Origin of the sequence: Roseobacter sp. EG26 (assembly GCF_049830555.1) — a bacterium.
Lineage (GTDB): Bacteria > Pseudomonadota > Alphaproteobacteria > Rhodobacterales > Rhodobacteraceae > Roseobacter.
Window position 1 is genome coordinate 199,716 of the sequence record NZ_JBNBLH010000006.1, and the last position, 24,088, is coordinate 223,803.

General features: G+C 59.2%; 28 protein-coding genes. 13 read left to right on the forward strand and 15 right to left on the reverse strand.

Going from position 1 to position 24,088, the window contains the following annotated elements; translation table 11 throughout:
* The first annotated feature begins 12 nt into the window (after positions 1-12).
* The 4 genes from ACOTTU_RS15190 to ACOTTU_RS15205 are packed head-to-tail and all read left to right on the forward strand — an operon-like array spanning position 13 to position 2,924.
* The gene (locus ACOTTU_RS15190; RefSeq protein WP_298914606.1) at positions 13-690 is read left to right on the forward strand and encodes a cell division ATP-binding protein FtsE; all 678 of its coding nucleotides are present in this window, start codon (positions 13-15) and stop codon (positions 688-690) included.
* Positions 687-1,592 carry a cell division protein FtsX gene (locus tag ACOTTU_RS15195; protein WP_425659260.1) on the forward strand — a complete coding sequence of 302 codons (906 nt, stop codon included), beginning with the start codon at positions 687-689 and terminating at the stop codon, positions 1,590-1,592. The genes ACOTTU_RS15190 and ACOTTU_RS15195 overlap by 4 nt, the downstream gene beginning before the upstream one ends.
* Positions 1,592-2,323: a lysophospholipid acyltransferase family protein gene (locus ACOTTU_RS15200; RefSeq protein WP_425659264.1), complete on the forward strand. Its 732-nt coding sequence runs from the start codon at positions 1,592-1,594 to the stop codon at positions 2,321-2,323. Before ACOTTU_RS15195 ends, ACOTTU_RS15200 begins: the two co-directional genes overlap by 1 nt.
* Entirely contained in the window at positions 2,307-2,924 is a 618-nt protein-coding gene (locus ACOTTU_RS15205) for an MSMEG_1061 family FMN-dependent PPOX-type flavoprotein (protein ID WP_425659267.1), read from the forward strand. Before ACOTTU_RS15200 ends, ACOTTU_RS15205 begins: the two co-directional genes overlap by 17 nt.
* A 16-nt stretch (positions 2,925-2,940) precedes the next feature.
* Here ACOTTU_RS15205 and lpdA read toward each other — a convergent pair whose 3' ends face one another.
* The 14 genes from lpdA to mdh form a co-directional block, all read right to left on the reverse strand.
* Positions 2,941-4,329, reverse strand: coding sequence for a dihydrolipoyl dehydrogenase (gene lpdA / locus ACOTTU_RS15210; protein ID WP_425659269.1), 1,389 nt, complete (start codon positions 4,327-4,329; stop codon positions 2,941-2,943).
* A gap of 122 nt (positions 4,330-4,451) precedes the next feature.
* Positions 4,452-4,865 (reverse strand): MAPEG family protein, encoded by a 414-nt coding sequence (locus ACOTTU_RS15215; protein WP_425659270.1) that lies wholly within the window; start codon positions 4,863-4,865, stop codon positions 4,452-4,454.
* Complete coding sequence (locus ACOTTU_RS15220; RefSeq protein ID WP_425659272.1) at positions 4,862-5,245, reverse strand: MAPEG family protein; 384 nt, start codon at positions 5,243-5,245, stop codon at positions 4,862-4,864. The genes ACOTTU_RS15215 and ACOTTU_RS15220 overlap by 4 nt, the downstream gene beginning before the upstream one ends.
* 684 nt (positions 5,246-5,929) lie before the next feature.
* Positions 5,930-7,441 carry a 2-oxoglutarate dehydrogenase complex dihydrolipoyllysine-residue succinyltransferase gene (gene odhB, locus ACOTTU_RS15225; protein WP_425659274.1) on the reverse strand — a complete coding sequence of 504 codons (1,512 nt, stop codon included), beginning with the start codon at positions 7,439-7,441 and terminating at the stop codon, positions 5,930-5,932.
* A gap of 22 nt (positions 7,442-7,463) precedes the next feature.
* On the reverse strand, positions 7,464-10,418 hold the full coding sequence (locus ACOTTU_RS15230; RefSeq protein WP_425659276.1) for a 2-oxoglutarate dehydrogenase E1 component: 2,955 nt from the start codon (positions 10,416-10,418) through the stop codon (positions 7,464-7,466).
* Complete coding sequence (locus ACOTTU_RS15235; RefSeq protein WP_425659278.1) at positions 10,415-10,990, reverse strand: DUF805 domain-containing protein; 576 nt, start codon at positions 10,988-10,990, stop codon at positions 10,415-10,417. The genes ACOTTU_RS15230 and ACOTTU_RS15235 overlap by 4 nt, the downstream gene beginning before the upstream one ends.
* 12 nt (positions 10,991-11,002) lie before the next feature.
* Positions 11,003-11,434: a hypothetical protein gene (locus tag ACOTTU_RS15240; protein WP_425659279.1), complete on the reverse strand. Its 432-nt coding sequence runs from the start codon at positions 11,432-11,434 to the stop codon at positions 11,003-11,005.
* Position 11,435: 1 nt separating this feature from the next.
* On the reverse strand, positions 11,436-12,323 hold the full coding sequence (gene sucD / locus ACOTTU_RS15245) for a succinate--CoA ligase subunit alpha (protein ID WP_425659280.1): 888 nt from the start codon (positions 12,321-12,323) through the stop codon (positions 11,436-11,438).
* Positions 12,324-12,377: 54 nt separating this feature from the next.
* The gene (locus tag ACOTTU_RS15250) at positions 12,378-13,175 is read right to left on the reverse strand and encodes a class I SAM-dependent methyltransferase (RefSeq protein WP_425659282.1); all 798 of its coding nucleotides are present in this window, start codon (positions 13,173-13,175) and stop codon (positions 12,378-12,380) included.
* Between the two features lies 1 nt (position 13,176).
* A complete protein-coding gene (locus ACOTTU_RS15255) occupies positions 13,177-13,659 on the reverse strand; it encodes a hypothetical protein (protein ID WP_425659284.1) in 483 nt (160 codons plus the stop codon).
* The gene (locus ACOTTU_RS15260; RefSeq protein WP_425659286.1) at positions 13,656-14,093 is read right to left on the reverse strand and encodes a hypothetical protein; all 438 of its coding nucleotides are present in this window, start codon (positions 14,091-14,093) and stop codon (positions 13,656-13,658) included. Before ACOTTU_RS15260 ends, ACOTTU_RS15255 begins: the two co-directional genes overlap by 4 nt.
* Positions 14,094-14,218: 125 nt before the next feature.
* A complete protein-coding gene (locus ACOTTU_RS15265) occupies positions 14,219-14,779 on the reverse strand; it encodes a hypothetical protein (RefSeq protein ID WP_425659288.1) in 561 nt (186 codons plus the stop codon).
* A 3-nt stretch (positions 14,780-14,782) separates the two neighbouring features.
* The gene (sucC, locus tag ACOTTU_RS15270; RefSeq protein WP_298914653.1) at positions 14,783-15,976 is read right to left on the reverse strand and encodes an ADP-forming succinate--CoA ligase subunit beta; all 1,194 of its coding nucleotides are present in this window, start codon (positions 15,974-15,976) and stop codon (positions 14,783-14,785) included.
* Between the two features lie 329 nt (positions 15,977-16,305).
* On the reverse strand, positions 16,306-17,268 hold the full coding sequence (mdh, locus tag ACOTTU_RS15275) for a malate dehydrogenase (RefSeq protein WP_298914656.1): 963 nt from the start codon (positions 17,266-17,268) through the stop codon (positions 16,306-16,308).
* Positions 17,269-17,441: 173 nt separating this feature from the next.
* On the opposite strand from mdh, the gene ACOTTU_RS15280 reads away from it, so the two are divergent.
* Entirely contained in the window at positions 17,442-18,197 is a 756-nt protein-coding gene (locus tag ACOTTU_RS15280; RefSeq protein WP_298914659.1) for a sulfite exporter TauE/SafE family protein, read from the forward strand.
* Between the two features lie 85 nt (positions 18,198-18,282).
* Here ACOTTU_RS15280 and ACOTTU_RS15285 read toward each other — a convergent pair whose 3' ends face one another.
* Positions 18,283-18,615 carry a hypothetical protein gene (locus tag ACOTTU_RS15285; RefSeq protein ID WP_298914662.1) on the reverse strand — a complete coding sequence of 111 codons (333 nt, stop codon included), beginning with the start codon at positions 18,613-18,615 and terminating at the stop codon, positions 18,283-18,285.
* A 331-nt stretch (positions 18,616-18,946) separates the two neighbouring features.
* On the opposite strand from ACOTTU_RS15285, the gene ACOTTU_RS15290 reads away from it, so the two are divergent.
* From ACOTTU_RS15290 to sdhD, 8 genes are all read left to right on the forward strand, one after another.
* Positions 18,947-19,804 carry an HpcH/HpaI aldolase/citrate lyase family protein gene (locus tag ACOTTU_RS15290; RefSeq protein ID WP_425659293.1) on the forward strand — a complete coding sequence of 286 codons (858 nt, stop codon included), beginning with the start codon at positions 18,947-18,949 and terminating at the stop codon, positions 19,802-19,804.
* Between the two features lie 6 nt (positions 19,805-19,810).
* Complete coding sequence (locus ACOTTU_RS15295) at positions 19,811-20,368, forward strand: NnrU family protein (protein WP_425659295.1); 558 nt, start codon at positions 19,811-19,813, stop codon at positions 20,366-20,368.
* Positions 20,369-20,384: 16 nt separating this feature from the next.
* Positions 20,385-20,588 (forward strand): DUF1737 domain-containing protein, encoded by a 204-nt coding sequence (locus ACOTTU_RS15300; protein WP_298914671.1) that lies wholly within the window; start codon positions 20,385-20,387, stop codon positions 20,586-20,588.
* Positions 20,588-21,622: a MaoC family dehydratase gene (locus tag ACOTTU_RS15305; protein ID WP_425659297.1), complete on the forward strand. Its 1,035-nt coding sequence runs from the start codon at positions 20,588-20,590 to the stop codon at positions 21,620-21,622. The genes ACOTTU_RS15300 and ACOTTU_RS15305 overlap by 1 nt, the downstream gene beginning before the upstream one ends.
* A gap of 42 nt (positions 21,623-21,664) precedes the next feature.
* On the forward strand, positions 21,665-22,384 hold the full coding sequence (locus tag ACOTTU_RS15310) for a DUF4344 domain-containing metallopeptidase (RefSeq protein WP_425659299.1): 720 nt from the start codon (positions 21,665-21,667) through the stop codon (positions 22,382-22,384).
* Positions 22,385-22,442: 58 nt separating this feature from the next.
* Positions 22,443-23,108 (forward strand): DUF1194 domain-containing protein, encoded by a 666-nt coding sequence (locus tag ACOTTU_RS15315; protein ID WP_425659301.1) that lies wholly within the window; start codon positions 22,443-22,445, stop codon positions 23,106-23,108.
* A gap of 156 nt (positions 23,109-23,264) precedes the next feature.
* Positions 23,265-23,648, forward strand: coding sequence for a succinate dehydrogenase, cytochrome b556 subunit (gene sdhC, locus ACOTTU_RS15320; protein ID WP_298914681.1), 384 nt, complete (start codon positions 23,265-23,267; stop codon positions 23,646-23,648).
* 10 nt (positions 23,649-23,658) lie between these two features.
* Positions 23,659-24,030 carry a succinate dehydrogenase, hydrophobic membrane anchor protein gene (gene sdhD / locus ACOTTU_RS15325; RefSeq protein ID WP_425659304.1) on the forward strand — a complete coding sequence of 124 codons (372 nt, stop codon included), beginning with the start codon at positions 23,659-23,661 and terminating at the stop codon, positions 24,028-24,030.
* Positions 24,031-24,088: the final 58 nt, after the last annotated feature.

Consider the following 24,088-nt stretch of genomic DNA (forward strand, 5'->3'; position numbering starts at 1 on the left):
TCGGGGGACCGTGTGATCGAGCTGAATAATGTCGCCTACAGCTATGGCGGCGGCGCGCTACTTTCTGAGATTTCGCTCAAACTGGCTCCGGGATCCTTTCATTTTTTGACTGGCCCATCAGGCGCCGGGAAAACGACCTTGCTCAAATTATGCTACGGCGCACTATTGCCGACTTCCGGTGAGGTGACATTTTTCGGCGACGATCTGCGCAAAATGGAGCGCGATGGGATTGCGGTTCTGAGACGTCGCATGGGTGTCGTGCATCAGGATTGTCAATTTCTCAACCATCTGTCAGTTGCGGAAAACATCGCCTTGCCGCTCAGTGTGTCTGGCCGTCACGTGGATGCCGCAGGCGATGATCTGACAGAGCTGATGGCCTGGGTTGGTCTGACGCACCGCGCGGATGCTCTTCCGCCAGAACTATCGGGAGGCGAGCGGCAACGCGCGGCGCTCGCACGCGCTGTGATCATGTCACCAGATGTCATTCTTGCCGACGAGCCGACCGGCAACGTGGATTGGGAAATGTCGCAACGTCTGCTCAGGCTGTTGGTGGAACTCAACAAGATGGGAAAGACCGTATTGGTCGCAACCCATGATCTCAGCCTCATTCGCGCCGCCAAAAGCCAGGTTCAGGCCCGGGTTCTGCGCATTGCCAACCAGCGCGTCCAACTTGCCGGAGCCGACCTATGAAAGTCGTCAGCAAAGATTTGCGCCGTCTTGTCTGGGGGGATCGTCAGGCTGACAGGGTTGTCCCGCCAACGGGTTTTACCGCCCATTTGACCGTGTTTGCTGCGGGTGCCATGGCGTTCCTTGCCGTTTTTGCGATGGCTTTGTCACTTGCCTCCGGTCGACTGGCTGTGCGTTGGGGCGACGAACTGGCGCGTTCCTCAACCATCCGCATCGTGGCCCCACTCGATCAAAGAGCGGCGCAAACCGAGGCTGCTTTGGGCATTCTGCAAACCACCGCTGGCGTGGCTTTTGCGCGGGCTTTGGATGACGCCGAGCAACAGGCGCTTCTGGCCCCGTGGTTTGGTGCTGATCTGGACCTTCAGGCCTTGCCGGTGCCGAGGCTGATCGAGGTCATCGAAGAAGACAGCGGGTTTGATGCGGCGGGGTTGCGTTTGCGATTGGCGGCAGAGGTTCCGGGTGCCGTTCTGGACGATCATACACAATGGCGCGCACCGCTTGTGCAGGCGGCCAATAGGCTGAAGCTGCTGGGGTGGCTGTCGGCAGCCCTATTGGGTGTCTCGGTGGCTGCAATGATCACACTGGCCGCCAATGCGGCGCTGGCTGCCAACGCGCAAGTCATTGCCGTTCTGCGGTTGGTTGGGGCCACGGACCGCTACATTGCTCAGGCATTCATCCGGCGCTTTACCCTGCGCGCTTTTGGCGGGGCTCTGGTCGGATCCGTTATCGCGATGACAGCTTTGCTGTTTTTACCCGCAGCTTCCGACACCGGCGGCTTTCTAACCGGTCTGGGCTTTCAGGGCTGGCATTGGTTTTTGCCTTTCACCATTCCCCTGCTTGCCGCTTGTTTTGCTTTCGTCGCGACGGGCGCTGCGGCGGGCCGCGCACTGAAGAGGTTGGCGTAATGTTTCAATACGTTCGGTCGGTGATATTCATCATTCAAATGTATATCTCCATGCCGGTTGTTGGTCTGCTCTTTGCACCCTGGGCGATGTTCAGCCGCAAGGGTGCGTATGCCGCCTGCAAAACCTATTCGCGCTACGTTTTCTGGACAGCAAGCTGGATGGTCGGTCTGCGTTGCGAAGTGCGCGGCACGGTGCCTCAGGGAGAGGCGCTGATTGCCGCCAAACACCAGAGTTTCCTGGACATCATGATGATCTTCACTGCGCTCCCGGCAGCGAAATTCATTATGAAAAAGGAGATACTCATGACCCCGGTCATTGGGCAGTACGCCCGGCGTCTGGGCTGTGTTGCGGTGGATCGTGGCAAACGCGGTGCGGCCATCGAAAAGATGGTGGCAGATGTGAATGCGGGCCGTGCTGAACCCGGGCAGCTGATTATCTATTCGCAGGGGACGCGCGTACCGCCGGGCAAGAAAATGCCCTACAAGGTCGGTACAGCCGTCTTGTATGAACAGCTAAACCAGCCATGCGTACCTGTGGCCACAAACGTCGGTGTCTTGTGGCCGAAGCGCGGCATGTTGCGCAAACCCGGCGTCGCGGTTGTGGAATTCATGCCACAGATTGCTCCCGGCATGGAGCGGAACGCCTTCATGAAAGAGCTGGAGACATCGGTTGAAGACCGCTCCGATGCATTAATGGCTGAGGCGGGGTTTGAGCGTGACGAGACGTCCTGAGAAGATTGAGACAACGGACGCATTGCTGGAGCTTTACGGCAAGCCCGGCGCACCGTCGCTGCGCAAGGTTGCAGGCCGCATGACGCCGCTCTATCGCAAGTGGATCATGGCCTCGAAGCTTTGTGTTCTGAGCACGGTTGGTGCGGCAGGCACCGATGGCAGCCCGCGCGGTGATGACGGGCCGGTGGTGCTGGAACTTGACCCCGAGACTCTTGCAATGCCCGATTGGCGTGGCAACAACCGGTTGGATTCACTGCGAAACATTATCGAAGATGGGCGTGTTTCTCTGATGTTCATCGTGCCGGGGTCGAATAACGTCGTCCGGGTGAACGGGCAGGCGTGGCTGACGGCTGATACAGAAATCCGGCAGCGGTTTGCCAAGAGTACAAAGCTCCCCGTGACTGTGATCATCATTGAAATCGAAGAAATCTACACGCAATGCGCGCGGGCTTTCATGCGGTCCGCGATTTGGTCTGGGGTTGATCAGACCGATGCGCTGCCCAGTGTCGGCCAGATCCTGGCGGAAATGACCGATGGGGAAGAAGGCGGCGCACCCTATGATGATGCGTGGGGAGCGCGCGCCGCGAAAACCATGTGGTAGCCCAGGGTGGGCCGGGTCACATATGGATGGCACCATCCCCACAGGCAAGTGCTGCTTCACGCACAGCTTCGGAATAGGTCGGGTGCGCGTGGCAAGTCATCGCAAGGTCTTCTGCTGACGCCCCGAATTCCATGGCAACGCAAATCTCATGGATCAGATCACCTGCCGCAGGTCCCAGGATATGCGCGCCTAATATTCGGTCCGTTTCCTTGTCTGCCAGTATCTTAACAAAGCCGTCACCGGCAAAATTCGCCTTCGCCCGCCCGTTGCCCATGAAGCTGAACTTGCCAACCTTATAGGCACGGCCTTCTTCCTTGAGCATCTCTTCAGTGGCACCCACATTGGCCACCTCCGGATGGGTGTAGATCACGCCCGGGATAACGCCGTAATTCACATGACCATGCTTACCTGCAACCTGTTCGGCGGCGGCCATGCCTTCGTCTTCGGCTTTATGCGCCAGCATCGGCCCTTCGATCACATCGCCGATCGCATAGATACCGGGGACATTGGTTTCCCACTTGGCATTGACCGCGATCTGGCCGCGCTTGGTCATCTCCACGCCCAATCCGTCGAGGCCCAGACCTTCGGTGAAAGGTTTGCGCCCGGTCGCGACCAGAACGACATCCGCATCGACCACATGTTCGCTGTCGTCCTTGAGCAGTTTATAGGTCACTTTGGCCTTGGTTTTTGTGGCTTCCGTCTTCTGAACGGCGGCCCCCATGACAAAGGTAAGCCCTTGCTTTTTCAGCGTTCTCTGGAATGTTTTCTGGATTTCGCCGTCCATGCCGGGGGTGACGAATTTCAAAAACTCAATCACGGTGACCTCGGCCCCGAGCCGCGCGTAAACAGACCCCAGTTCCAGCCCGATCACACCCGCGCCGATGACCACCATCTTCTTGGGCACCTTGCCCAGTTCCAGCGCGCCGGTGGAGGTCACAACGACCTTCTCATCGACCTCGACACCGGGTAGGGACGCAGGCTCTGACCCCGAGGCAATGATGATGTTCTTGGCCTCATGCACCTCGTCACCGACCTTGACCTTGCCCGCCTCAGGGATCGATCCCCAGCCTTTCAACCAGTCCACCTTGTTCTTTTTAAAGAGAAATTCGATCCCCTTGGTGTTCTGCTCAATGGTCGTGGATTTATAGGACAACATCTGTTTCCAATCGACCGACGGGGATTTGCCCTTCAGACCCATTGCCGCGAAATTATGCTCCGCCTCATGCAGCATATGGCTGGCGTGCAGCAGCGCCTTGGAGGGGATGCAGCCCACGTTCAGACAGGTGCCGCCGAGCGTATCGCGCCCCTCCACACAGGCCACTTTCAGACCCAGTTGCGCACAGCGTATTGCGCAGACATAGCCGCCGGGTCCGGAGCCAATGATGATGACGTCATAACTTGCCATGGGTCTCTCCTTGAAGGTATTTCAAAGTCTTTTTCCGCTATGCACACCTTGTGCACTATCTGTGCACCGACCGTACACCGTTCAAACCAAATCGATCTCTATTGACCTGCATACTCACCTGCTCAGATCAGGGCTGCAAGCAACATTACGCAGGTTGCCGAAAATCCCGCACACCAGATGAGCGACCGCCAGGGTACCAGCCCGAAGGCATAGGCCGGCACATAGGCCACGCGGGCGGCAAGATAGATCCAGGCGCAGGTCCGTGTCACAGGGCTGGATTGCTCCGCAAGGGTCACGACCAGCACCGCGATGGTAAAAAGGATCAGCGCTTCGAAATGGTTGTTCATGGCGCGGAACAAACGGCCCGTGCGGTCAGAGACCAATGCATCAAGTTTCGCGGCACCGAGGGCCTTGGGATCACGCGACCCAAGGGTTTTGCCGGTGCCCAGTTCCAGATTGGCAGGCACCGCCATCAGGCCGAATTGGACCACCTGCAGCAGAGCGGCCAGCGTCAGCGCCGTCAGCTCAGGGGTCATAGCGCCAGCAGGTAAAGTGCGATGGTGGCCACAATCCCCACCGTCCAGGCAAGGCTGCGGATACCGGTGATGCGCAGCGCGTAGGCGGGCAGATAGACCAGTCGTGCGATCAGAAAGACCTGTGCGGCCAGCAGGCTGGCGTTCGATGTGCTCTGGGTCACTTCCAGCAGCAGAACGGCGGGCGCAAAGAGCACCATGGCCGTGACAGAATTGCTGAGCGCCCGGTCAAGCCGCCCCGCGATGCCGGAGACGCTGCGCTGCTCATCGCGGCTGGAGAGCAGATACCCCATGCCCAATTGCGTCATGGCACCAGTGGCTTGCAGGATCAGCGTGAGAATGACCAGAAGGCCGTAGAGGGCGAGGATCTGGATTTCGGTCATGTGGCTCTCCTCAGCCTACTCATTCGGATGCGTTCGGCTTTGATGTGAGGCACCTGCGGCCCGTCCAGCGTCCGACCTGTGTGGTCGGGCGCGTTCAAATCCATATTTTATTCTTCTTCGACGTTCACGCCAAAGTCTGATCGGTAGCATGATTGGTCCGGTCACTGCCATGATCAAGCAAACCATTGCGAGTCGACGATCATGATAGGACCCGCCGCTTGTTCCGCCGTCCCAGCCCAATTGAAAGTATCCATAGGCGTATGTCGCGCAGTAGAGCCAGAACAAGACTGACAGGAAAACGTACCACTTTACTTTGAAAATGCGCGGGGCGTCGGAAGTGTCTTCGGGCAGCCCGATACTAAGATTGTGCAAACGCCTTTCCTGGTCTTCCTGACTTGGTGGCGGTCTGGCTGGAACATGCTCCGAAACCGCCGGGGCTGCCACTCGTGTCCTTGATGTTGTTTTGTTCTTCACCTGGTACTCACAATGCCGCATTTCTCCGACCGAGGCCGCGCCCGACCTCCCCGTTTTGCCGGAGGCAAACCTTTGGTTTGACGGGGAGGGCGCACCTGCGTGTGCCTTGGGCTTACGCCCCCTGCGGCCTCAAAGGCTCCCCCGGAGCCTTTGCAAGACGGCCTCCGGCCCGAGGTCGGACGCGGCCCTCTGATCGACCTGGGTGCCAGCTTACAAATCCATCAGCAACCGCCGCGGATCCTCCAGCGCTTCTTTCACCCGCACAAGGAAAGTCACGGCGCCTTTGCCGTCGACGATCCGGTGGTCGTAGGAAAGTGCCAGATACATCATCGGGCGGATCACCACCTGACCTTTGATCGCCATGGGCCGGTCCTGAATTTTGTGCATGCCCAGAATGCCGGATTGCGGGGGGTTCAGGATCGGCGAGGACATCAGCGAGCCGTAGACGCCGCCATTGGAGATGGTGAAGGTCCCGCCCTGCATCTCTGCCATGGACAGTTTGCCATCCCGCGCCCGCGCGCCTTTCTCTGCAATCGCCTTTTCGATGGCGGCGAAACTCATGGCATCGGCATCGCGAATGACCGGCACCACAAGCCCCGTGGGCGTGCCTGCGGCGATGCCCATATGTACGAAGTTCTTGTAGACGATGTCGGTGCCGTCGATCTCCGCATTCACTTCGGGCACTTCTTTCAGCGCATGCACACAGGCCTTGGTGAAGAAGGACATGAAGCCCAGTTTCACCCCGTGTTTTTTCAAAAACAGGTCCTTGTATTCATTCCTGAGCGCCATGACCTCGGTCATGTCGACCTCGTTATAGGTGGTCAGCATGGCAGCGGTGTTCTGACTGTCCTTGAGGCGTTTGGCGATGGTCTGCCGGAGCCTTGTCATCTTCACCCGCTCCTCGCGGGCGGCATCATTGGCGGCCACGGGCGCGCGGGGTGCGGCAGGGGCAGCAGCGGGAGCCGGAGTCGCGCTGGCTGCGGCGATGGCCGCGTTTACGTCTTCTTTCATCACCCGCCCGTCACGGCCGGACCCTGTGACCTGATCGCGGCTGACACCGGCTTCCGCCATGGCCTTGCGGGCGGCAGGCGCGTCCTCCACATCCTTGCCGCCGCTGGAGGGCGCAGGGTTGACCGGCGCTTTTGGGGCAGCAGCGGGGGTTGCGGCAGCTCCGGCACCGGCGCTTAGGACCGCGAGTTTGGCGCTGGCGTCCACGGTCGCGCCTTCGGGGGCCAGAATTTCGGTGAGCGTGCCGGAGGCGGGCGCTGGCACCTCGACGCTGACCTTGTCGGTCTCCAGCTCGCAGAGCATCTCGTCCTGTGCCACGCTGTCGCCGATTTTCTTGAACCAGGTGCTGACCGTGGCCTCGGTGACGCTTTCCCCCAAGGTGGGCACCATGACGTCCACGGTGCCACCTGCCGCCGCAGGCGCGTCAGCGGCCGGGGCGGGCGCAGCGGCGGGAGCTTTGCTCACGGCACCTGCGCCCCCTTCGGAGATATTTGCCAGCAGAGCATCCACCCCCACGGTCTCCCCTTCGGCGGCAACGATTTCGGCGAGGGTTCCGGCCACGGGGCTCGGCACCTCAACGGTCACCTTGTCGGTTTCCAGCTCACAGAGCATTTCATCCACGGCAACCGCATCGCCGGGTTTCTTGAACCAGGTGGCGACGGTGGCCTCGGTAACGGATTCGCCCAGTGTCGGGACGCGAACTTCGCTGGTCATGTGTATTTTCCTTCGCCCATGATTACTTGAGGGTCAGCGCGTCATCCACGAGCGCTGCCTGTTGTGCTTTGTGCTGGCTGGCCAGACCGGTTGCCGGGGACGCGGATGTGGCGCGCCCGACGTAAACGGGCCGCGTATGTTTGGCCTTGATGCGTCCCAGAACCCATTCGATGTTGGGTTCGATAAAGGTCCAGGCCCCCTGGTTTTTCGGTTCTTCCTGACACCAGATCACTTCGGCCTGCTTGAACCGTTCCAGCTCCTTGACTGCCGATTGCGCCGGGAAGGGATAGAACTGTTCGACCCTGAGCAGGTAGATGTCGTCAATCCCGCGCGCATCGCGTTCTTCGAGCAGATCATAATAGACCTTGCCCGCGCACATCACCACGCGCTTGATCTTGTTGTCGGCCACCAACTTGGTGTCGGAATTGCCCTGCTGGGCGTCATCCCACATCAGGCGGTGGAAGCTCGACCCGGTGGTGAATTCTTCGGCCCGGCTGATCGCCAGTTTGTGACGCAACAGCGATTTTGGCGTCATCATGATCAGCGGTTTACGGAAAGAACGATGAATTTGCCGCCGCAGGATGTGGAAGTAATTCGCCGGTGTGGTGCAATTGGCCACGATCCAGTTGTCCTGACCACACATCTGCAGGAAGCGTTCCAGCCGCGCCGAAGAGTGCTCCGGCCCCTGGCCCTCGAACCCATGCGGCAACAGGCAAACCAGACCGGACATGCGCAGCCATTTGCTTTCACCTGAGGAAATGAACTGGTCAAACATGATCTGCGCACCATTGGCAAAATCACCGAACTGCGCTTCCCAGAGTGTCAGCGCATTGGGCTCGGCCAGTGAATAACCATATTCAAAGCCCAGCACCGCATATTCGCTGAGCATCGAATCGATCACTTCGTAATGCGCCTGGCCGGCTTTGATGTTGTTGAGCGGATAATACCGCTCCTCCGTCTCCTGATGCACAAAACCGGAGTGGCGCTGCGAAAAGGTACCGCGCGTGCTGTCCTGCCCGGCCAGCCGCACCCGGTAGCCTTCGGTCAGCAGCGAGCCGAAGGCCAGCGCTTCGGCCGTGGCCCAGTCGATGCCCTCGCCGCTCTCGAACATGCCCTTCTTGGCCTCCAGCAAGCGCCCCACGGTCTTGTGCATGGGAAAGCCGTCCGGCGCGGTGGTCAGCGCGCTGCCGATCTCGTTGAACGTGCCCTTGGCAATGGCGGTTTTGCCGCGCTGATACCTGTTCTTCTGCTTGTCCAGATGCGACCACTTGCCATCCAGCCAGTCGGCCTTGTTAGGCCGGTATTCCTTCCCGGCCTCGAACTCTTCGTTCATATAGGCCTGAAACGCGGCCTTCATATCCTCGATCTCGCCTTCCGGGATCAGACCGTCCTTGACCAGCCGTTCGGTATAGAGCGTGAGCGTGGTCTTGTGCCCCTTGATCCGCTTGTACATCACCGGGTTGGTGAACATCGGCTCGTCACCCTCATTATGCCCGAACCGCCGGTAGCAGAAGATGTCGAGCACCACATCCTTGCGGAACTTTTGGCGGAATTCCGTGGCCACCTTGGCCGCATGCACCACCGCCTCCGGGTCATCGCCATTGACGTGGAAAATCGGCGCCTCGACCACCAACGCATTATCCGTCGGGTAAGGCGAGGAGCGCGAGAAATGCGGCGCGGTGGTAAAGCCGATCTGGTTGTTGACCACGATATGCATGGTGCCGCCCGCCTTATGCCCCTTGAGGCCTGAAAGCGCGAAACATTCGGCCACCACGCCCTGACCCGCAAAAGCCGCGTCCCCATGCAACAGGATCGGCATCACGGAGGTGCGCGCATCGTCGTTGTTCTGGTCCTGCTTGGCGCGCGCCTTGCCCAGAACCACCGGATTGACCGCCTCCAGATGCGAAGGGTTGGCCGTAAGGGAAAGATGCACGGTATTGCCGTCAAACTCGCGGTCTGACGACGCGCCGAGGTGATATTTCACATCGCCCGAGCCATCCACATCCTCGGGCTTGAAGCTGCCGCCCTGAAACTCGTTGAAAATCGCCTTGTAGGGTTTGGCCATCACATTGGCCAGCACGGAGAGCCGCCCCCGGTGCGGCATGCCGATCACGATGTCCTTGACCCCCAGCGCACCACCACGCTTGATGATCTGCTCCATCGCCGGCACAAGGCTTTCGCCGCCGTCCAGACCAAAGCGTTTGGTGCCCATGTATTTGACATGCAGGAATTTCTCGAAGCCTTCGGCCTCCACCAGCTTGGCCAGGATCGCCTTGCGTCCTTCACGGGTAAAGGACACTTCCTTGCCGAAGCCCTCAATGCGCTCTTTCAGCCAGCCCGCCTCTTCGGGGTTGGAGATATGCATGTATTGCAGCGCAAAGGTGCCGCAGTAGGTCCGCCGCACGATCGACAGGATTTCGCGCATCGAGGCGGTCTCCAGCCCCAGCACCTTGTCGATGAAGATGGGCCGGTCCATGTCGGCCTCGGTGAAACCGTAGGATTTCGGGTCAAGCTCGGGGTGCGGTGTCATCTCGCGCATGCCCAGCGGGTCAAGATCGGCCACCAGATGGCCGCGGATGCGGTAGGCGCGGATGATCATCAGCGCGCGGATACTGTCAAGCACGGCGCGTTTGATCTGATCATCGGTGACCGCAACACCGGCAGCGGCGGCCCTGGCCTTGATCTTGTCGCCCGCGCCTTTGAGTTCGGCCTCGGGGGCCCATTCACCGGTCAGCGCCTGCGTCATCTCATCGCCCGGCTGCGGCGGCCAATCCGTGCGCGCCCAGCTTGGCCCCTGCGCCTCGCGCTTGACGGAGACCTCATCATCCCCCATCGCCTTGAAAAACGCCTGCCACGCGTCATCAACCGCGTTCGGGTCATTGGCATAGCGCGCGTACATCTGTTCAAGATATTCCGCATTGTGCCCCTGCATGAAGGAGGAAGCATGGAACTGGTCGTTGGGGGAGTGTTCGGTCATGGGGTTACCTCTGTTGGGTTGGGACCGTATTTGTTGGGGCCGGGTTGGGATTTCTTGCAAAGCCAGACAAGCAGAGTGAGCCAGCAACCGAAATTGACAAGAACGAAGAATCCTCCGACGGGGCCTAATTGCACGCGTACATTCCCGGTAGTTTGGAAGGCTTCAATTGTTCCGGTCCAGCCAAGTGTAGCAATGAACAAGATTGGAACGGCTGCCAATATTGCCACTACAGGCATCAACTGCCACCAGCCGCTACGTCCAATATCGTGCAGGCGCCTGCAAGCGACTGCAATACCAGGCACAAAAATAGCGAGCAAGAATACTGCTCCCAGAACGCCGCTGTTGTAGCTCAGATTTTGGGTTTCTTCGATAGATCGTGTGCCATCTTGAGCAATGACCAATTGTTGCTCTACTTCGAGCGTCGGGCCAAAGATGATGCTGTTTACTATTGTCAGAATGACCATGACGATCAGCCAGAATAGCCAAAACTTCCAATACTCGGATCGCGAGGCGCGTCCCGAGAAGGTGACGTACTTGGCAAAGCAGACGCGGATGGATTGGGTGAAGGTCATTTTAAGGGCCAATCATTCCTTTATCCAGTAGCGCACATCTTTACCAAGAAAGGCCGTTGAAGCTGCTTCGTGCTCTGGCTTTGTGCGCGGGTCCGCATAATATCCCGAGGCGTTCACGCATTTGAACTCCCAGCGCTCCGGTAAATTAGCACCATCGTCGATCACCGGCGAAGACAGGCTAAGGGGTCGTGTTGCGTCTATTTTCTTGCAGATATCGGCGGTGCGACTAACGGCCTGATTGGTTCCTCCCGCAGGAGACGGGAATATCTTGCCATTGTTTGGACCGTCGCCAATGTACAGGAACTCAGCTCGAGTTGGAGAGCTGGTTTCGCCTGTGCAGCCAGTAACGGCCAGACAAAATAAAGCGACGGCCACTGCATTCAGCTTGTGATTGCGCCAACACGAGCCGCTGGTCCAAAAATTGTGATCGGTAACTTGCACCACGTTAGCCTTTCTCAATCGCCTCTTTCACGGCCTCGCCCAGCGTGGCGGGGCTGTCGGCGACGACGATACCCGCCGCGCGCATGGCTTCGATCTTGTCTTCGGCACCGCCCTTGCCACCGGCAACAATGGCACCAGCGTGACCCATGCGGCGGCCCGGAGGGGCGGTGCGGCCCGCGATGAAACCCGCCGTGGGCTTCCAGCGGCCCCTTTTCTTTTCATCTGCCAAGAACTGTGCCGCGTCTTCCTCGGCGCTGCCGCCGATCTCGCCGATCATGATAATGCTTTGCGTCTCGTCATCGGCCAGAAACATCTCCAGCACGTCAATGTGTTCGGTTCCCTTGATCGGGTCGCCGCCGATGCCCACCGCCGTCGACTGGCCATAGCCCAGATCGGTGGTCTGTTTGACCGCCTCATAGGTCAGCGTGCCCGAGCGCGAGACCACACCGCAGGAGCCGCGTTTGTGGATATGGCCGGGCATGATGCCGATCTTGCAGGCGTCGGGCGTGATCACCCCAGGGCAGTTCGGCCCCACGAGCCGCGATGCAGACCCTTCGAGCGCGCGCTGCACCTTCATCATGTCCAGAACCGGGATGCCTTCGGTGATGCAGACAATGAGTTCCATCTCCGCATCAATGGCTTCCAGAATGGAATCCGCGGCAAAGGGCGGGGGCACGTAGATCACGGAGGCATTGGCCTGCGTGGCATGGCGCGCTTCATGCACGGAATTGAAGACCGGCAGATCGAGATGCGTCTGACCGCCTTTGCCGGGCGTGACACCGCCGACCATCTTGGTGCCGTAAGCAATGGCCTGTTCGGAGTGGAATGTGCCCTGGCTGCCGGTGAGCCCCTGGCAGATCACGCGGGTGTTTTCGTCAATAAGTACGGCCATTTTGGTTCCCTTTTTGGTATTTCAAGGTCCGGATGAGATGTTGAGTGGTCTGGGTCATGAGGTGCCTGCTTTGCGCAAAAGCACGGTGATGTTGTCATCCACCGGCAGGGCGATCCTGTTGATCAGTTCGGTTGTGAAACCGGCCTTGCGGCAGGTCTCGGTCAGCGTTTTCAGGGTGAAATAGTTGACGTGGTCCGGATGCCGGAACCCGCACCATTTGGCCCCCACCACACGGCGGTTCAGCGAGCCGAAGTTCGGCACGCGAATGTAGACGGCACCGCTATCCTTGAGCGCGCGATGCGATCCCTTCAGAACCTGCATCACTTCGGTTTCATGCTCCAGATAGGAATGCATGATGATCCCGTCGAACTGGCCTTCATCAAACGTCCAGATCGCCTCGGCCCCCGCGCCATGAGCGCAATAGCCGCCCTGCTGCCGCATGTAGGCGTCGGCCTGGGCATGCAGGGATTTGGACAACTCGATACCGTAGGGCGTCATGGGCGGGGCGATGCGCGCGCCATGCCCGCAGCCGATATCAAGCACATGCCCGTCGTTGAACCACGCCCGATACCTGTCGTGTTTGTTGCGATGGGTCAGGCCCAGTTTCTGACGCAAGGCGCGAATGCCGGGGCTGAGCGAGGTGGAGCCTTTCGTGGCTTCCTTCTTGACCTCATAAGTCTTTTCCCAGGCGAAATCCTCTTCCAGCGCCTCATAGGCCACGGGATTGCGCAGATAGGTCATGTCGCAGGCGGTGCAGCGCACAATCTGCCAGTCGGGCGGAGAATATTGTTCCCAGGGGGCAGCGTCTGTTGCTGCGCAACAGGGGCAGGGGCGGGGTGCAGCATCCAGCATCTCAGCCGCCCTCCCAGCCACGGGGCAGCCTGTCGACCGCCATGAAGGTCTGGCCGTCGCGGGTGCCTACATGCACCACCGCGACACGGCCCCGGAGCAATTCGCGCCCTTCGATGAGCGCGGTTCCCGACGCCTCGGCGTGGGTGTCGGGCAGGTCAATTGCGAAGCCGAAGACAGGCGGCGTGGCCATCTGCTTGCGCAGGGCTGCAATCGCTGTGTCTGTGTGGTCCCCATCAAATCTCACTTCGCAGCGCCGCTCGATTTTAGGAGGCGTATCGGGTGCGGGCTGCAGGGTTTTATCCCAGAACGTCAGATCGAATGGCAAGGGGCTGCCTGCACGCGCCTCCATCCGCATGCGGGCCTCGGCGGCGGTCTGACCGGCCTTGAAACAGATCGCGTTGAAACTGTCGATGGCCGTGCTCGCCACCGTCCCCGCCATTACCGGCGACGCTAAAAGGCAGGATATGATCAGGCTGCGGATCATGACGCCCCCGGCTGGAATAGGATCAGGGCATAGCGATACCATCCGAAACTTTCAGTCCGCTCGGTGGCAATCAGCTGAGGTGGATCGGAGGGCACGGACCAGGCTTGCTCGATGTTGTCGCCCAGCGGGGCGGGATCAACGGGCTGTGCCTCTGGATAGGTCTCGGCGACGAAATTCTGGAACCGCGTGGTCTGACCTGTGCGCGACTCCGCCTGCACAAGGCACATGGTATCCGACACCGCAACGGCGGGGCGCCGATCATCAACGACGTAGGCTTTGACACCCGCAACTTCCTGAGGCAGAGGCACATATCCGGCATTGCGCAGCTTTTGCTCCGACGCGCTGCGATCTTGCGGACCCTGCACGCAAAACCGATCAAACGCCCGGATCATCGACGCGGGGTTGCTTTTGGGCACCAGATTGGCACGCCACATATTGCGCAGCTCCGCCGTGTCGGGCGAGGTGCCTTGAGCAGAGCAGGCGGGCAGCAAAAAAATGCAGGTCAGTACCAAACCGATTCGTCGGTGTCGTCGCAATGTTGATATGCACGCCCCCATCTTCATTTCAAAACGAACTGCTCGGCGTTGTTCAGAGACATTGGGGGTGTCAGATACACGTGGTGACTTGTTCCGTCGATTTTGGCGCGTGTTTCAAAAATCAAAGCGCTTCCATTACGCAGATGATAGGCTGCATCATTCTTCGGCGCGCGCATCTTTTGACGCGGATTGCCCCCCAGCGCCCGGCTTGTCGCAGCGAGAAATGCTTTCTGCACCGTTGCACCGTCCTTTGGACCAAGGAAGGCCACACCGCAAACCGGCGTGGTGTTGTCGAAACGTGCCGTCATCGCCACAACTGATTTTCTACCGGTCCGATATACCTGCCCGCCAAAACGATCCAGCCCTCGAAGGGCAAAAGGCACGAACCCCTTTGATTGCGCAGATGCCGCGACTTGCGAAAAATCAGGCAGGGTCTCTATGCACATCTCGCGAAAGGTTGCCGTTGCCAGATCAAGTTCGGTGACGGCCAGCGTGTCTACAGCGGGATTAAAGGGCTGCGTTGTCGTACAGCCCCCCAAAACGGTCAGCAGAATGCTGACACAACCGTTGCGAATGAACGTCATCGTTTAGCCCTTTACAGCTTTCACGATTTTCTGCGCGCCGTCTTTCAGGTCGTCTGCCGCGATCACGTCGACATCCGAATTGTTGATGATGTCCTTGCCCTGCTGCACATTGGTGCCTTCCAGACGCACGACTAGAGGCACTTTGAGACCGACCTCTTTCACAGCCGCCACAACGCCCTCGGCAATCACGTCGCAGCGCATGATGCCACCGAAGATGTTCACGAGGATGCCTTTGACGTTGGGATCGGAGGTGATGATCTTGAAGGCTTCGGTGACTTTTTCCTTGGTGGCCCCGCCACCCACATCGAGGAAATTCGCAGGCTCGGCACCATAGAGCTTGATGATGTCCATCGTCGCCATGGCCAGCCCCGCGCCGTTCACCATGCACCCGATCTCGCCATCCAGCGCGATGTAGTTGAGGTCGTATTTCGACGCCTCCAGCTCCTTGCTGTCCTCTTCGGTCACATCGCGCAACTCGGCAATATCGGGGTGGCGATAGATCGCATTGCCGTCAAAACTGATCTTGGCGTCGAGCACTTTCAGATCACCGCCGTCGGTCACGATCAGCGGGTTGATCTCCAGCATCTCCATGTCTTTTTCCATGAAGGCGTTGTAAAGCAGCCCCATCAGACCCACGCATTGTTTGACCTGCTTGCCCTCCAGACCCAGTGCGAAAGCGATGCGGCGGCCATGGAACGCCTGATACCCCGAGGCCGGATCAACGGAGAAGGACAGGATTTTTTCGGGCGTGCTGGCGGCCACCTCTTCGATGTCCATGCCGCCCTCGGTGGAGCAGACGAAGGACACGCGGGATGTTTGGCGGTCAACCAGCAGCGCCAGGTACATTTCGGTGGAAATGCCCGAACCGTCTTCGATGTAGATGCGGTTGACCTGTTTGCCCACGGGTCCGGTCTGATGTGTGACAAGAGTGCGGCCCAGCATTTTTTTGGCTTCCTCGGCGGCTTCTTCAACCGATTTGGTCAGGCGCACACCGCCTTTCTCGCCAGCGTCACCTTCCTTGAATTTGCCCTTGCCACGCCCCCCGGCGTGGATTTGCGCTTTGACCACCCACAGCGGACCATCAAGCGCACCTGCGGCTGTCTTGGCCTCTTCTGATCGCAACACCACCCGACCGTCCGAAACGGGTGCCCCGTAGCTGCGCAACAATGCTTTCGCCTGATATTCGTGGATATTCATGGAATAGGGTCCCGTGCTGTTTGGATCAGATCTTGCTGGATTTAAAGCGGCAAACGGGATGGTATGGAACCGGTTTTTCCATTTCGCGGGAGATCGGTTGGTGAAAATCCAATTTTGTGATCACACGGTGAAATGCTGTGATCACAAATCACGTGATGCGAACGAATCTCTTTAAAATGAGGGGATTCGCAGCCTTTCGATCCTTCGGGCGCTGCGCATGGATTTGTCGATAGGGGTCTCTTTGGCGGAGTCGCTCGGCGACCAAGGGGTGTGCCAAAAGAAAAGGGGCCTGCCGAAACACGCCCCTTCCTGTTCAATGTAAGCGGAACTTATGACAGGCTGCCGTCGATCCCTTTGCAGGCCTCAACCAGGCCTTTGACTGCGTTGACCGAATTGTCAAACATGGTCTGCTCATCGCTGTCCATGGAGATTTCGACAACCCGTTCGATGCCGCCCGCACCGATGACAGTCGGTACGCCCACGTAAAATCCGTTCAGACCATAGGCCCCGTCCACATAAGCAGCACAGGGCAGAACGCGTTTTTGGTCTTTCAGGTAGCTTTCCGCCATCTCAATGGCCGAGGTTGCGGGCGCATAAAAGGCGGAACCGGTTTTCAGCAGCCCAACGATTTCAGCACCGCCATCACGGGTGCGTTGGACGATTGCGTCCAGCTTGTCCTGGGTTGTCCATCCCATCTTGACCAGATCGGGCAGGGGGATGCCAGCCACGGTGGAATAGCGCACGAGCGGCACCATGGTGTCGCCGTGACCGCCCAGAACAAAGGCCGTGACATCCTTCATAGAAACGTCGAATTCGTCCGCCAGGAAGTGACGGAACCGGGCCGAATCCAGCACACCCGCCATGCCGCAGACTTTCGCATGGGGCAGGCCGGAGAATTCGCGCAGCGCCCAGACCATCGCGTCGAGCGGATTGGTGATGCAGATGACGAAAGCGTCCGGCGCATGGTCGCGGATGCCTTCGCCCACGGATTTCATGACCTTGAGGTTGATGCCCAGAAGATCATCGCGGCTCATGCCCGGCTTGCGGGCCACCCCGGCTGTTACGATGCAAACATCGGCACCTGCGATATCCTCATAGGACTGTGTGCCCGACATCGCTGCGTCGAATTTGGCAGATGGTCCGCTCTCTGCGATATCGAGTGCCTTGCCTTCCGGAATGCCTTCCGCAATGTCGAAAAGGACGACGTCGCCCAATTCCTTGAGTGCTGCCAGATGGGCGAGCGTGCCGCCGATCTGGCCGGCGCCGATCAGTGCGATTTTGGGTCTGGCCATGAGATATTTCTCCGCGTTCGGTTGAGATTGCGCCTGTGCTATCCAATAGCGCGTGCCAGCGCAAGTTGCGTTGCGGTGTTGTGTTCGCCAGCGCGATATCGTGATCTTCGCTCAGGCGAATCGCGAATTTCCGGCAGGGCCGCAGGGCGGTCTGCGCGAAAAAGGGGCAACGAATGCTGGTGCTGGACTGGGTATTTTTTGCCGTAGCGGGGCCTGCTGTTGTGTTCGCAGGTATTTCCAAGGGCGGATTTGGGTCAGGGGCGGCGTTTGCGGCCGCCAGCGTGCTGGCGCTGGTCATCGAACCGGGTCAGGCGCTGGGCGTGATGCTGCCACTCTTGATGCTGATCGATCTGTCTACATTGCGTCCCTATTGGCGAAAATGGGACGGGCGGGCTGCCGTCTTGCTGATACTGGGAGGGCTGCCGGGCGTGGCTCTTGGTACCGCGCTTTACCGGATTGCGGAGCCGGATGTCTTTCGCGTTCTGATCGGCGCGATTTCCGTCGGCTTTGTGCTTTGGCAGCTGTCGGTCAAACGCGGTTGGGTGAAAATGGGGAACCACAAGCTTCCCAACTGGGCCGGCGCGCTTGCGGGGGCCGTAGCAGGTTTCACCAGTTTTGTAAGCCATGCCGGTGGGCCGCCGGCCGCTGTATATCTGCTGTCAAGAAAGGTGTCGAAGACCCAATATCAGGCGACAACCGTTCTGGTTTTCTGGGTGATCAATATTGCAAAATTCGTACCATATGCCTTTTTGGGCATGTTCACCCTGCAAACCGCAACAGCGAATCTGGTGCTGGCACCCTTCGCCCTTTTCGGAGCATGGCTGGGTGTGCGTGCCCATTACATGGTTCCCGAGCGGCTTTTCTTCGCCCTGACGTATGTCTTGCTGAGCCTAACGGGGATCAAGCTGATATGGGACGGTCTTACCTGAGTGCCGATGTCATCGGCACCCGCGGAATTTTATGCCCGCAGTCGCGCGGCAGGGCCTGATACGGCGAGAAACACCGAGCTTGAAATCAGGCGTCGTTACCCTTGGCGGGCAGTGCTTCTGCAAGCGTCTCGAAGGACTGACCGGAAGCGACAAGACATGTCAGACCGTTCGGCGTGGTCACCGTGATGGTCCAGGTGCCGGTCTCGTCAGAAGCAAATACTTCGATCACGGCGTTGTTTGCGCCCAGCCCCATGGACTGACGGGATTCGCCGTAGCCTTCTGCAAGCCGGTCAACAACAGCCTCACGTGGTGCACAATTTCGCGCATTTTGCGCAGCTGCATCGGTGGTTGAGGCGATATAAATTGCGGCTGCCGCGCTCAGGGCGCCCAGATGCAGCATCTTTGTTATGCGTGTCATAATGTGTCTGCCTTCATTCGAAAGGCTGCACCCTTTGTCATCTGGCCCAACCGGATTCCCGGCGATGACCGGGCGGCCCCGGTTCAAGATAAATGTCTGCAACATCCCTTTGATACCGAGCGCACAGCGGCCTTGCTGCAACATCTGCTCCTGGAGACATTCGACGCGACCAGCATCCGTCTCAGGGTTGAAATAATGGTTAATCGACCGAACTCAAAAAGATTGCATTTGATCTTTGCTGCGATGCGGCATGATTCAGCTTGAACTTTCCTTAAAAAAATGCGCAATTCTGCGCAACTTTGTAACAACCTGCCTAACTGGAACCGTTCCGATGACTGCACAACCCCGCCCTTTGCGTTCTGTCCTTTACATTCCTGGCTCCAAGCCACGCGCACTGGTGAAAGCCAAGTCATTGGCAACCGACGCAATTATCTTTGACCTCGAAGATGCAGTGGCCCCTGACGAAAAAGCAGCCGCCCGGGAATTGCTGGTCAAGGCGCTCGACGAAGGCGGCTATGGGGCGCGGGTGAAAATCGTGCGGATCAATGCGCTGTCCACGCCCTGGGGTCTTGCTGATGCTCAGGCCGCGCGTGATATGGGTGCGGATGCGGTGCTTTTGCCGAAGGTCGACGGCCCGGCAGATCTGGACGCATTGGCGGAACTGATAGGTGATGTGCCGCTTTGGGCGATGATGGAGACACCGCTGGGCATGCTCAATGCCAGCCAGATTGCGGCGCATCCGTGCTGCCACGGGATGGTGATGGGGACCAATGATCTGGCCAAGGACATGAACGCCAGACACCGGGCGGATCGCTTGCCGCTGATGACCGGTCTGGGTCTTTGTGTCCTGGCCGCCAAGGCGCACGGGGTGGCGATCATCGATGGGGTTTATAATGCCTTCAAGGATGAGGAAGGTCTTGCGGCGGAATGTGCACAGGGCCGCGATATGGGATTTGACGGCAAAACCCTGATACATCCGGCACAACTTGATATCGCCAATACCGCCTATTCGCCGTCGCCATCCGATCTGGAACTGGCCGCGCGCCAGATTGAAGCCTATGAAGCTGCGGTGGCACAGGGGCAGGCCGTTGCCGTTGTTGATGGGCGGATCGTTGAAAATCTACATGTTGCAACTGCCCGTGAAACACTGGCAAAGATGGACGCAATCCAAGCCCTCGCAGCGGAGTAGCCCCCAATGATCATGCTGATTGCCGGACTGGCCCTTTGGACCCTCGCGCATTATTTCAAACGCCTCGCCCCGGAACGGCGCGCGGCACTGGGGGAGCCGGGCAAGCTGGTCGCAACCATTGGTATTGTCGCGGGCCTCATTCTGATGATCCTGGGCTACCGCGCGGCTGAATTCATCCCCATCTGGCAGCCTCCCGCGTTCATGGTGCATGTGAACAATACTCTGATGCTGCTGGCGCTTTGGACGTTCGGATCAAGTGCGGCCAAAGGGGCCAAGGTCTGGCCCGCCACCCGGATCAGGCACCCGCAACTGACCGGGTTCAAGATTTGGGCGTTTGCGCATTTGCTGGTCAACGGCGATCTGGCATCGATCCTGCTGTTCGGCGGCTTGCTGGGATGGGCCGTGGGGTCGGTCATCCTGATCAACCGGGCGGAACCCGACTGGACCGCACCGGACCCTGCTGGCACCGCCCCGCGCATCCGGCTCGCGGTGATTACGCTCGTCCTTTTTGCCCTGATCGCAACGGTGCACATCTGGCTGGGCGTCTGGCCTTTCCCTGCCTGAATCCCCGGAGACTGCCATGAAACTCTACCGATTTCTGTCCGAAGAGGATACGTCGGCCTTTTGTCACAAGGTGACGGAGGCACTGAACAAAGGCTGGGCTCTGCACGGCAACCCGACCCAGACATTTGATCATGCCAGCGGCGTGATGCGTTGCGGGCAGGCGGTGGTGAAAGAGGTTGACGGCACCTACACCCCCGACACCAAGCTGGGAGAGCAGTGATGGCCCCAAAAACCAATCCGGGGCGCTTTTTTGAAGACTATGCCGTGGGTCAAACCATCCACCACGCGGTCCCGCGCACGGTCAAGATGGGCGAGCGCGCGGTTTATCACATGCTCTACCCGGCGCGGCATGCGCTTTATTCGTCGGACCAGTTTGCCCAGGGTTGCGGGCTGCCCTTCAGCCCGCTGGACGACATGATCGCCTTTCACATCGTTTTCGGCAAAACCGTGCCGGATGTGTCGCTGAACGCCGTGGCCAACCTGGGCTATGCCGAGGGGCGCTGGATCACGCCGGTCTGGCCTGGGGACACGTTGCGATCGGTCTCTGATGTCATTGGCATCAAGGAGAATTCCAACGGCAAGACGGGCGTTGTCTGGGTGCGCACCACGGGCCTCAATCAGCATGACGAGACAGTGCTGGAATACGTGCGCTGGGTGATGGTGCGTAAACGCGATGCCGCCACCCCGGCGCCTGAAACGGTTATACCTGATCTGGCGCAGGTGATCCCGGCAGATCGGCTGGTGATCCCCCGGAGGTTGGATTTTTCGGGGTATGATTTCACGCTGGCGGGGGAGCCGCATCGCTGGGCCGATTACGAGATTGGCGAGCAGATCGACCATGTGGATGGAGTGACGGTGGAGGATGCCGAACACATGATGGCCACGCGCCTGTGGCAAAACACAGCCAAGGTGCATTTTGACACGACGGCGCGCCCTGACGGGTCCCGCCTGATCTATGGCGGGCACGTGATTTCCATGGCCCGTGCGCTCAGCTTCAATGGGCTGGCCAACGCGCAGATGGTTGTCGGCCTGAACGGCGGTGCCCACGCCAATCCCTGCCTTGCGGGCGATACGATCCGGGCGTGGTCGGAAGTGCTGGACAAGGCTGAAACCGACGCCCCCGGCGTGGGCGCGCTGCGTTTGAGGCTGGTCGCGACGAAAGGCGGCGAGGCCTTTACGCTGAAGGGCGAGGATGGCAAGTATCTGCCCCATGTGCTGCTGGATCTCGACTATTGGGCCCTTGTGCCGCTGTGATCCCATGGCAGTTTTGACGGAAAAGATCACAAGGAGACCTGCATGTTTGCCAGGCTGATTGCGGTTTTGGTTGCCTGCGGTATGCTGTTTGGTGGTGCGGCAAGTGCCGAGGACAGGAAAGACGGCTTTGTGTCCGCAAATGTCCTGGCCATCCTGTACCACGAGATCGGGCACGCGCTGATCGAGGTCATGCAGCTACCGGTGCTGGGACAGGAAGAAGATGCCGCTGACGTGCTCAGCGTACTGCTGATTGACGCCTTTTTCGAAGAAGACGATGCGTCGGAGATCATGTATGATGCCGCCTTCGGATTTTTGCGCGAATCCGAAGAGAATGAAATGGCGCTGTGGGATGTGCATGGCCCTGACCTGCAACGTTATTTCACCATGGTCTGCCTGTTTTACGGGGCTGATCCGGACGCCCGGCAGGAATTGGCTCTGGAACTGGAGCTACCGGAGGAACGGCTGGAGACCTGCCCTGAAGAATATGATCTGGCCAATGACAGTTGGGGCGCGGTGCTCAATGACATCGCGGCGGATGCACCGGGGGGCTCCTTTGTTCTGGAAGGCGACAGCGACAGCTTCATCGGTCGGATACTGGAAGAGGAAGTGGCCGCCCTGAATGCCGATTTCGTTTTGCCGCAGAGCTTGTATCTGTCGGTGCAAAGCTGCGGCGAGGCCAATGGCTTTTTCGATCCTGAAACCCTTGAGGTCATTCTTTGCGAAGAACTTGACGGCTATTTACGCGATCTGGCGGCATTTTGATCGGCTGACGCAAATTAATCCTTGCGGGTTTGGTACGCAGATTGCGTAGTCTGTGCCCATGATACGGCTCCTTACATCTATACTGGTCCTGATCAGTGGCCCTTGTGCTGCCCTCGCCTGTCAGCTTGCGCTGGTGCTGGCTGTGGATGTGTCGGGCTCGGTGGACGACCGTGAATATCAGGTCCAGATGCAGGGTCTCGCGGCGGCGCTGCGGGATGGGATCGTGATTGATGCGCTGATCGAGCAGGAGGCACAGGTGACCCTGATCCAGTGGACCGGCAGTTCCCGGCAGCGCCAAACCGTGCCCTGGACCGGGGTGCGCACCGCCGATGATGTCGAAGCGCTGGCCGAAACGATTGCCACCAACCGCCGGGTCTGGCGCAATTACTCGACCGCTATCGGTGAAGCCTTGATTGCCGCCGAAGACGCGCTTGCCGCCGTGCCGCAGTGCAAACGGCGCGTCATTGATGTGTCAGGCGATGGCATTTCCAACGAAGGGATCCTGCCGCGCGCGCGCCATGCGGCACTGGCAGCCAAGGAGGTGACGGTCAATGCCCTTGCGATCGAAACTGACGATGAGGATGTCACCGGCTGGTTCTACGAAAACCTGATCCGGGGTGAAGGCGCATTTGTGATCACCGCCAATGGGTTCGAGGATTATCCTGCTCAGATCAGACGGAAACTGCAGCGCGAAACCACACGGCAACTCAGTCACTTGCCGTAATGTGATCACGCGTGTTCCGCGTGTGATCACAAATCTGCAAAGATTAACGATTTTTGTACAAACCGCGCTAATAAACCGCGCATCAGACGGGCCGGGGCGCGTGACATTGCTGTAATAAGAAGTAAAAAGAGAGGCAGGGAACAAAAGGAATCTAATATGGCTGATGTCAATCGGGGTAACCGCCCCTTGTCGCCACATCTGACGATTTATCGCCCGCAGCTGACTTCCATGACCTCCATCCTGACGCGGATCACCGGCAATGCGCTGCTGATCTCCTCCTTGCTGGTGGTCTGGTGGTTTCTGGCCGCGGCAACCTCGGCAGAATATTTCGCTTATGCGGATGCGGTGCTGACCAGTTGGTTTGGCGATCTGGTGATGACCCTGTCGCTTTGGGGGCTTTGGTATCACACACTGGCCGGTCTGCGGCATCTGGTTTGGGATCAGGGCATCGGCCTTGATCTGGAGACAGCCTACAAGCTGGGTTACGCGGTGATCGGTGGCTCGGTGGTGCTGACCCTGCTGACCATCGTGGTGATATAAGGAGCCTGCCATGAGTTATCTGACAGACCGCAAACGCGCCACGGGCCTCGGGTCGGCCAAAACCGGGACGGAGCACCACTGGTCCATGACCGTCAGCTCCGGCGCACTGCTGATCCTGATCCCGCTCTTTGTCTTTACGTTCGGCCCGATGCTGGGCGCGTCCTATGAAGAGGTCACCACCACGTTCAACCGCCCGTTCCCGGCGGTGATTGCGGGCCTCACCATCATCGTGACGTTCAAGCATTTCGCGGGCGGTGTGCAGGCGCTGATCGAGGATTACGTGCATGGGCTGGCCCAGAAGATTACCATCGTGGCGATGACCTGCCTGTCCTATGCGGCCATGGCGGTGGGGCTTTATGCCATCGTGCGCCTCGCACTTTAGAACACATGCCGCGTGTCGCTGACGCGCGTGCCCTCTGATTGAGACCGGGAGAGACTTC

What these genes read in the sequence shown, in the direction of transcription:
- ACOTTU_RS15305 (WP_425659297.1), top strand. Translation starts at nt 20,588, where the DNA reads ATGGCCCCAAAAACCAATCCGGGGCGCTTTTTTGAAGACTATGCCGTG.
- lpdA (WP_425659269.1), bottom strand. Translation starts at nt 4,329, where the DNA reads ATGGCAAGTTATGACGTCATCATCATTGGCTCCGGACCCGGCGGCTAT.
- sucC (WP_298914653.1), bottom strand. Translation starts at nt 15,976, where the DNA reads ATGAATATCCACGAATATCAGGCGAAAGCATTGTTGCGCAGCTACGGG.
- ACOTTU_RS15265 (WP_425659288.1), bottom strand. Translation starts at nt 14,779, where the DNA reads ATGACGTTCATTCGCAACGGTTGTGTCAGCATTCTGCTGACCGTTTTG.
- ACOTTU_RS15195 (WP_425659260.1), top strand. Translation starts at nt 687, where the DNA reads ATGAAAGTCGTCAGCAAAGATTTGCGCCGTCTTGTCTGGGGGGATCGT.
- ACOTTU_RS15235 (WP_425659278.1), bottom strand. Translation starts at nt 10,990, where the DNA reads ATGACCTTCACCCAATCCATCCGCGTCTGCTTTGCCAAGTACGTCACC.
- ACOTTU_RS15310 (WP_425659299.1), top strand. Translation starts at nt 21,665, where the DNA reads ATGTTTGCCAGGCTGATTGCGGTTTTGGTTGCCTGCGGTATGCTGTTT.
- ACOTTU_RS15200 (WP_425659264.1), top strand. Translation starts at nt 1,592, where the DNA reads ATGTTTCAATACGTTCGGTCGGTGATATTCATCATTCAAATGTATATC.
- mdh (WP_298914656.1), bottom strand. Translation starts at nt 17,268, where the DNA reads ATGGCCAGACCCAAAATCGCACTGATCGGCGCCGGCCAGATCGGCGGC.
- ACOTTU_RS15215 (WP_425659270.1), bottom strand. Translation starts at nt 4,865, where the DNA reads ATGACCCCTGAGCTGACGGCGCTGACGCTGGCCGCTCTGCTGCAGGTG.
- ACOTTU_RS15295 (WP_425659295.1), top strand. Translation starts at nt 19,811, where the DNA reads ATGATCATGCTGATTGCCGGACTGGCCCTTTGGACCCTCGCGCATTAT.
- sdhC (WP_298914681.1), top strand. Translation starts at nt 23,265, where the DNA reads ATGGCTGATGTCAATCGGGGTAACCGCCCCTTGTCGCCACATCTGACG.
- ACOTTU_RS15280 (WP_298914659.1), top strand. Translation starts at nt 17,442, where the DNA reads ATGCTGGTGCTGGACTGGGTATTTTTTGCCGTAGCGGGGCCTGCTGTT.
- ACOTTU_RS15255 (WP_425659284.1), bottom strand. Translation starts at nt 13,659, where the DNA reads ATGATCCGCAGCCTGATCATATCCTGCCTTTTAGCGTCGCCGGTAATG.
- ACOTTU_RS15220 (WP_425659272.1), bottom strand. Translation starts at nt 5,245, where the DNA reads ATGACCGAAATCCAGATCCTCGCCCTCTACGGCCTTCTGGTCATTCTC.
- ACOTTU_RS15230 (WP_425659276.1), bottom strand. Translation starts at nt 10,418, where the DNA reads ATGACCGAACACTCCCCCAACGACCAGTTCCATGCTTCCTCCTTCATG.
- odhB (WP_425659274.1), bottom strand. Translation starts at nt 7,441, where the DNA reads ATGACCAGCGAAGTTCGCGTCCCGACACTGGGCGAATCCGTTACCGAG.
- ACOTTU_RS15290 (WP_425659293.1), top strand. Translation starts at nt 18,947, where the DNA reads ATGACTGCACAACCCCGCCCTTTGCGTTCTGTCCTTTACATTCCTGGC.
- ACOTTU_RS15260 (WP_425659286.1), bottom strand. Translation starts at nt 14,093, where the DNA reads ATGTGGCGTGCCAATCTGGTGCCCAAAAGCAACCCCGCGTCGATGATC.
- ACOTTU_RS15285 (WP_298914662.1), bottom strand. Translation starts at nt 18,615, where the DNA reads ATGACACGCATAACAAAGATGCTGCATCTGGGCGCCCTGAGCGCGGCA.
- sucD (WP_425659280.1), bottom strand. Translation starts at nt 12,323, where the DNA reads ATGGCCGTACTTATTGACGAAAACACCCGCGTGATCTGCCAGGGGCTC.
- ACOTTU_RS15300 (WP_298914671.1), top strand. Translation starts at nt 20,385, where the DNA reads ATGAAACTCTACCGATTTCTGTCCGAAGAGGATACGTCGGCCTTTTGT.
- sdhD (WP_425659304.1), top strand. Translation starts at nt 23,659, where the DNA reads ATGAGTTATCTGACAGACCGCAAACGCGCCACGGGCCTCGGGTCGGCC.
- ACOTTU_RS15250 (WP_425659282.1), bottom strand. Translation starts at nt 13,175, where the DNA reads ATGCTGGATGCTGCACCCCGCCCCTGCCCCTGTTGCGCAGCAACAGAC.
- ACOTTU_RS15315 (WP_425659301.1), top strand. Translation starts at nt 22,443, where the DNA reads ATGATACGGCTCCTTACATCTATACTGGTCCTGATCAGTGGCCCTTGT.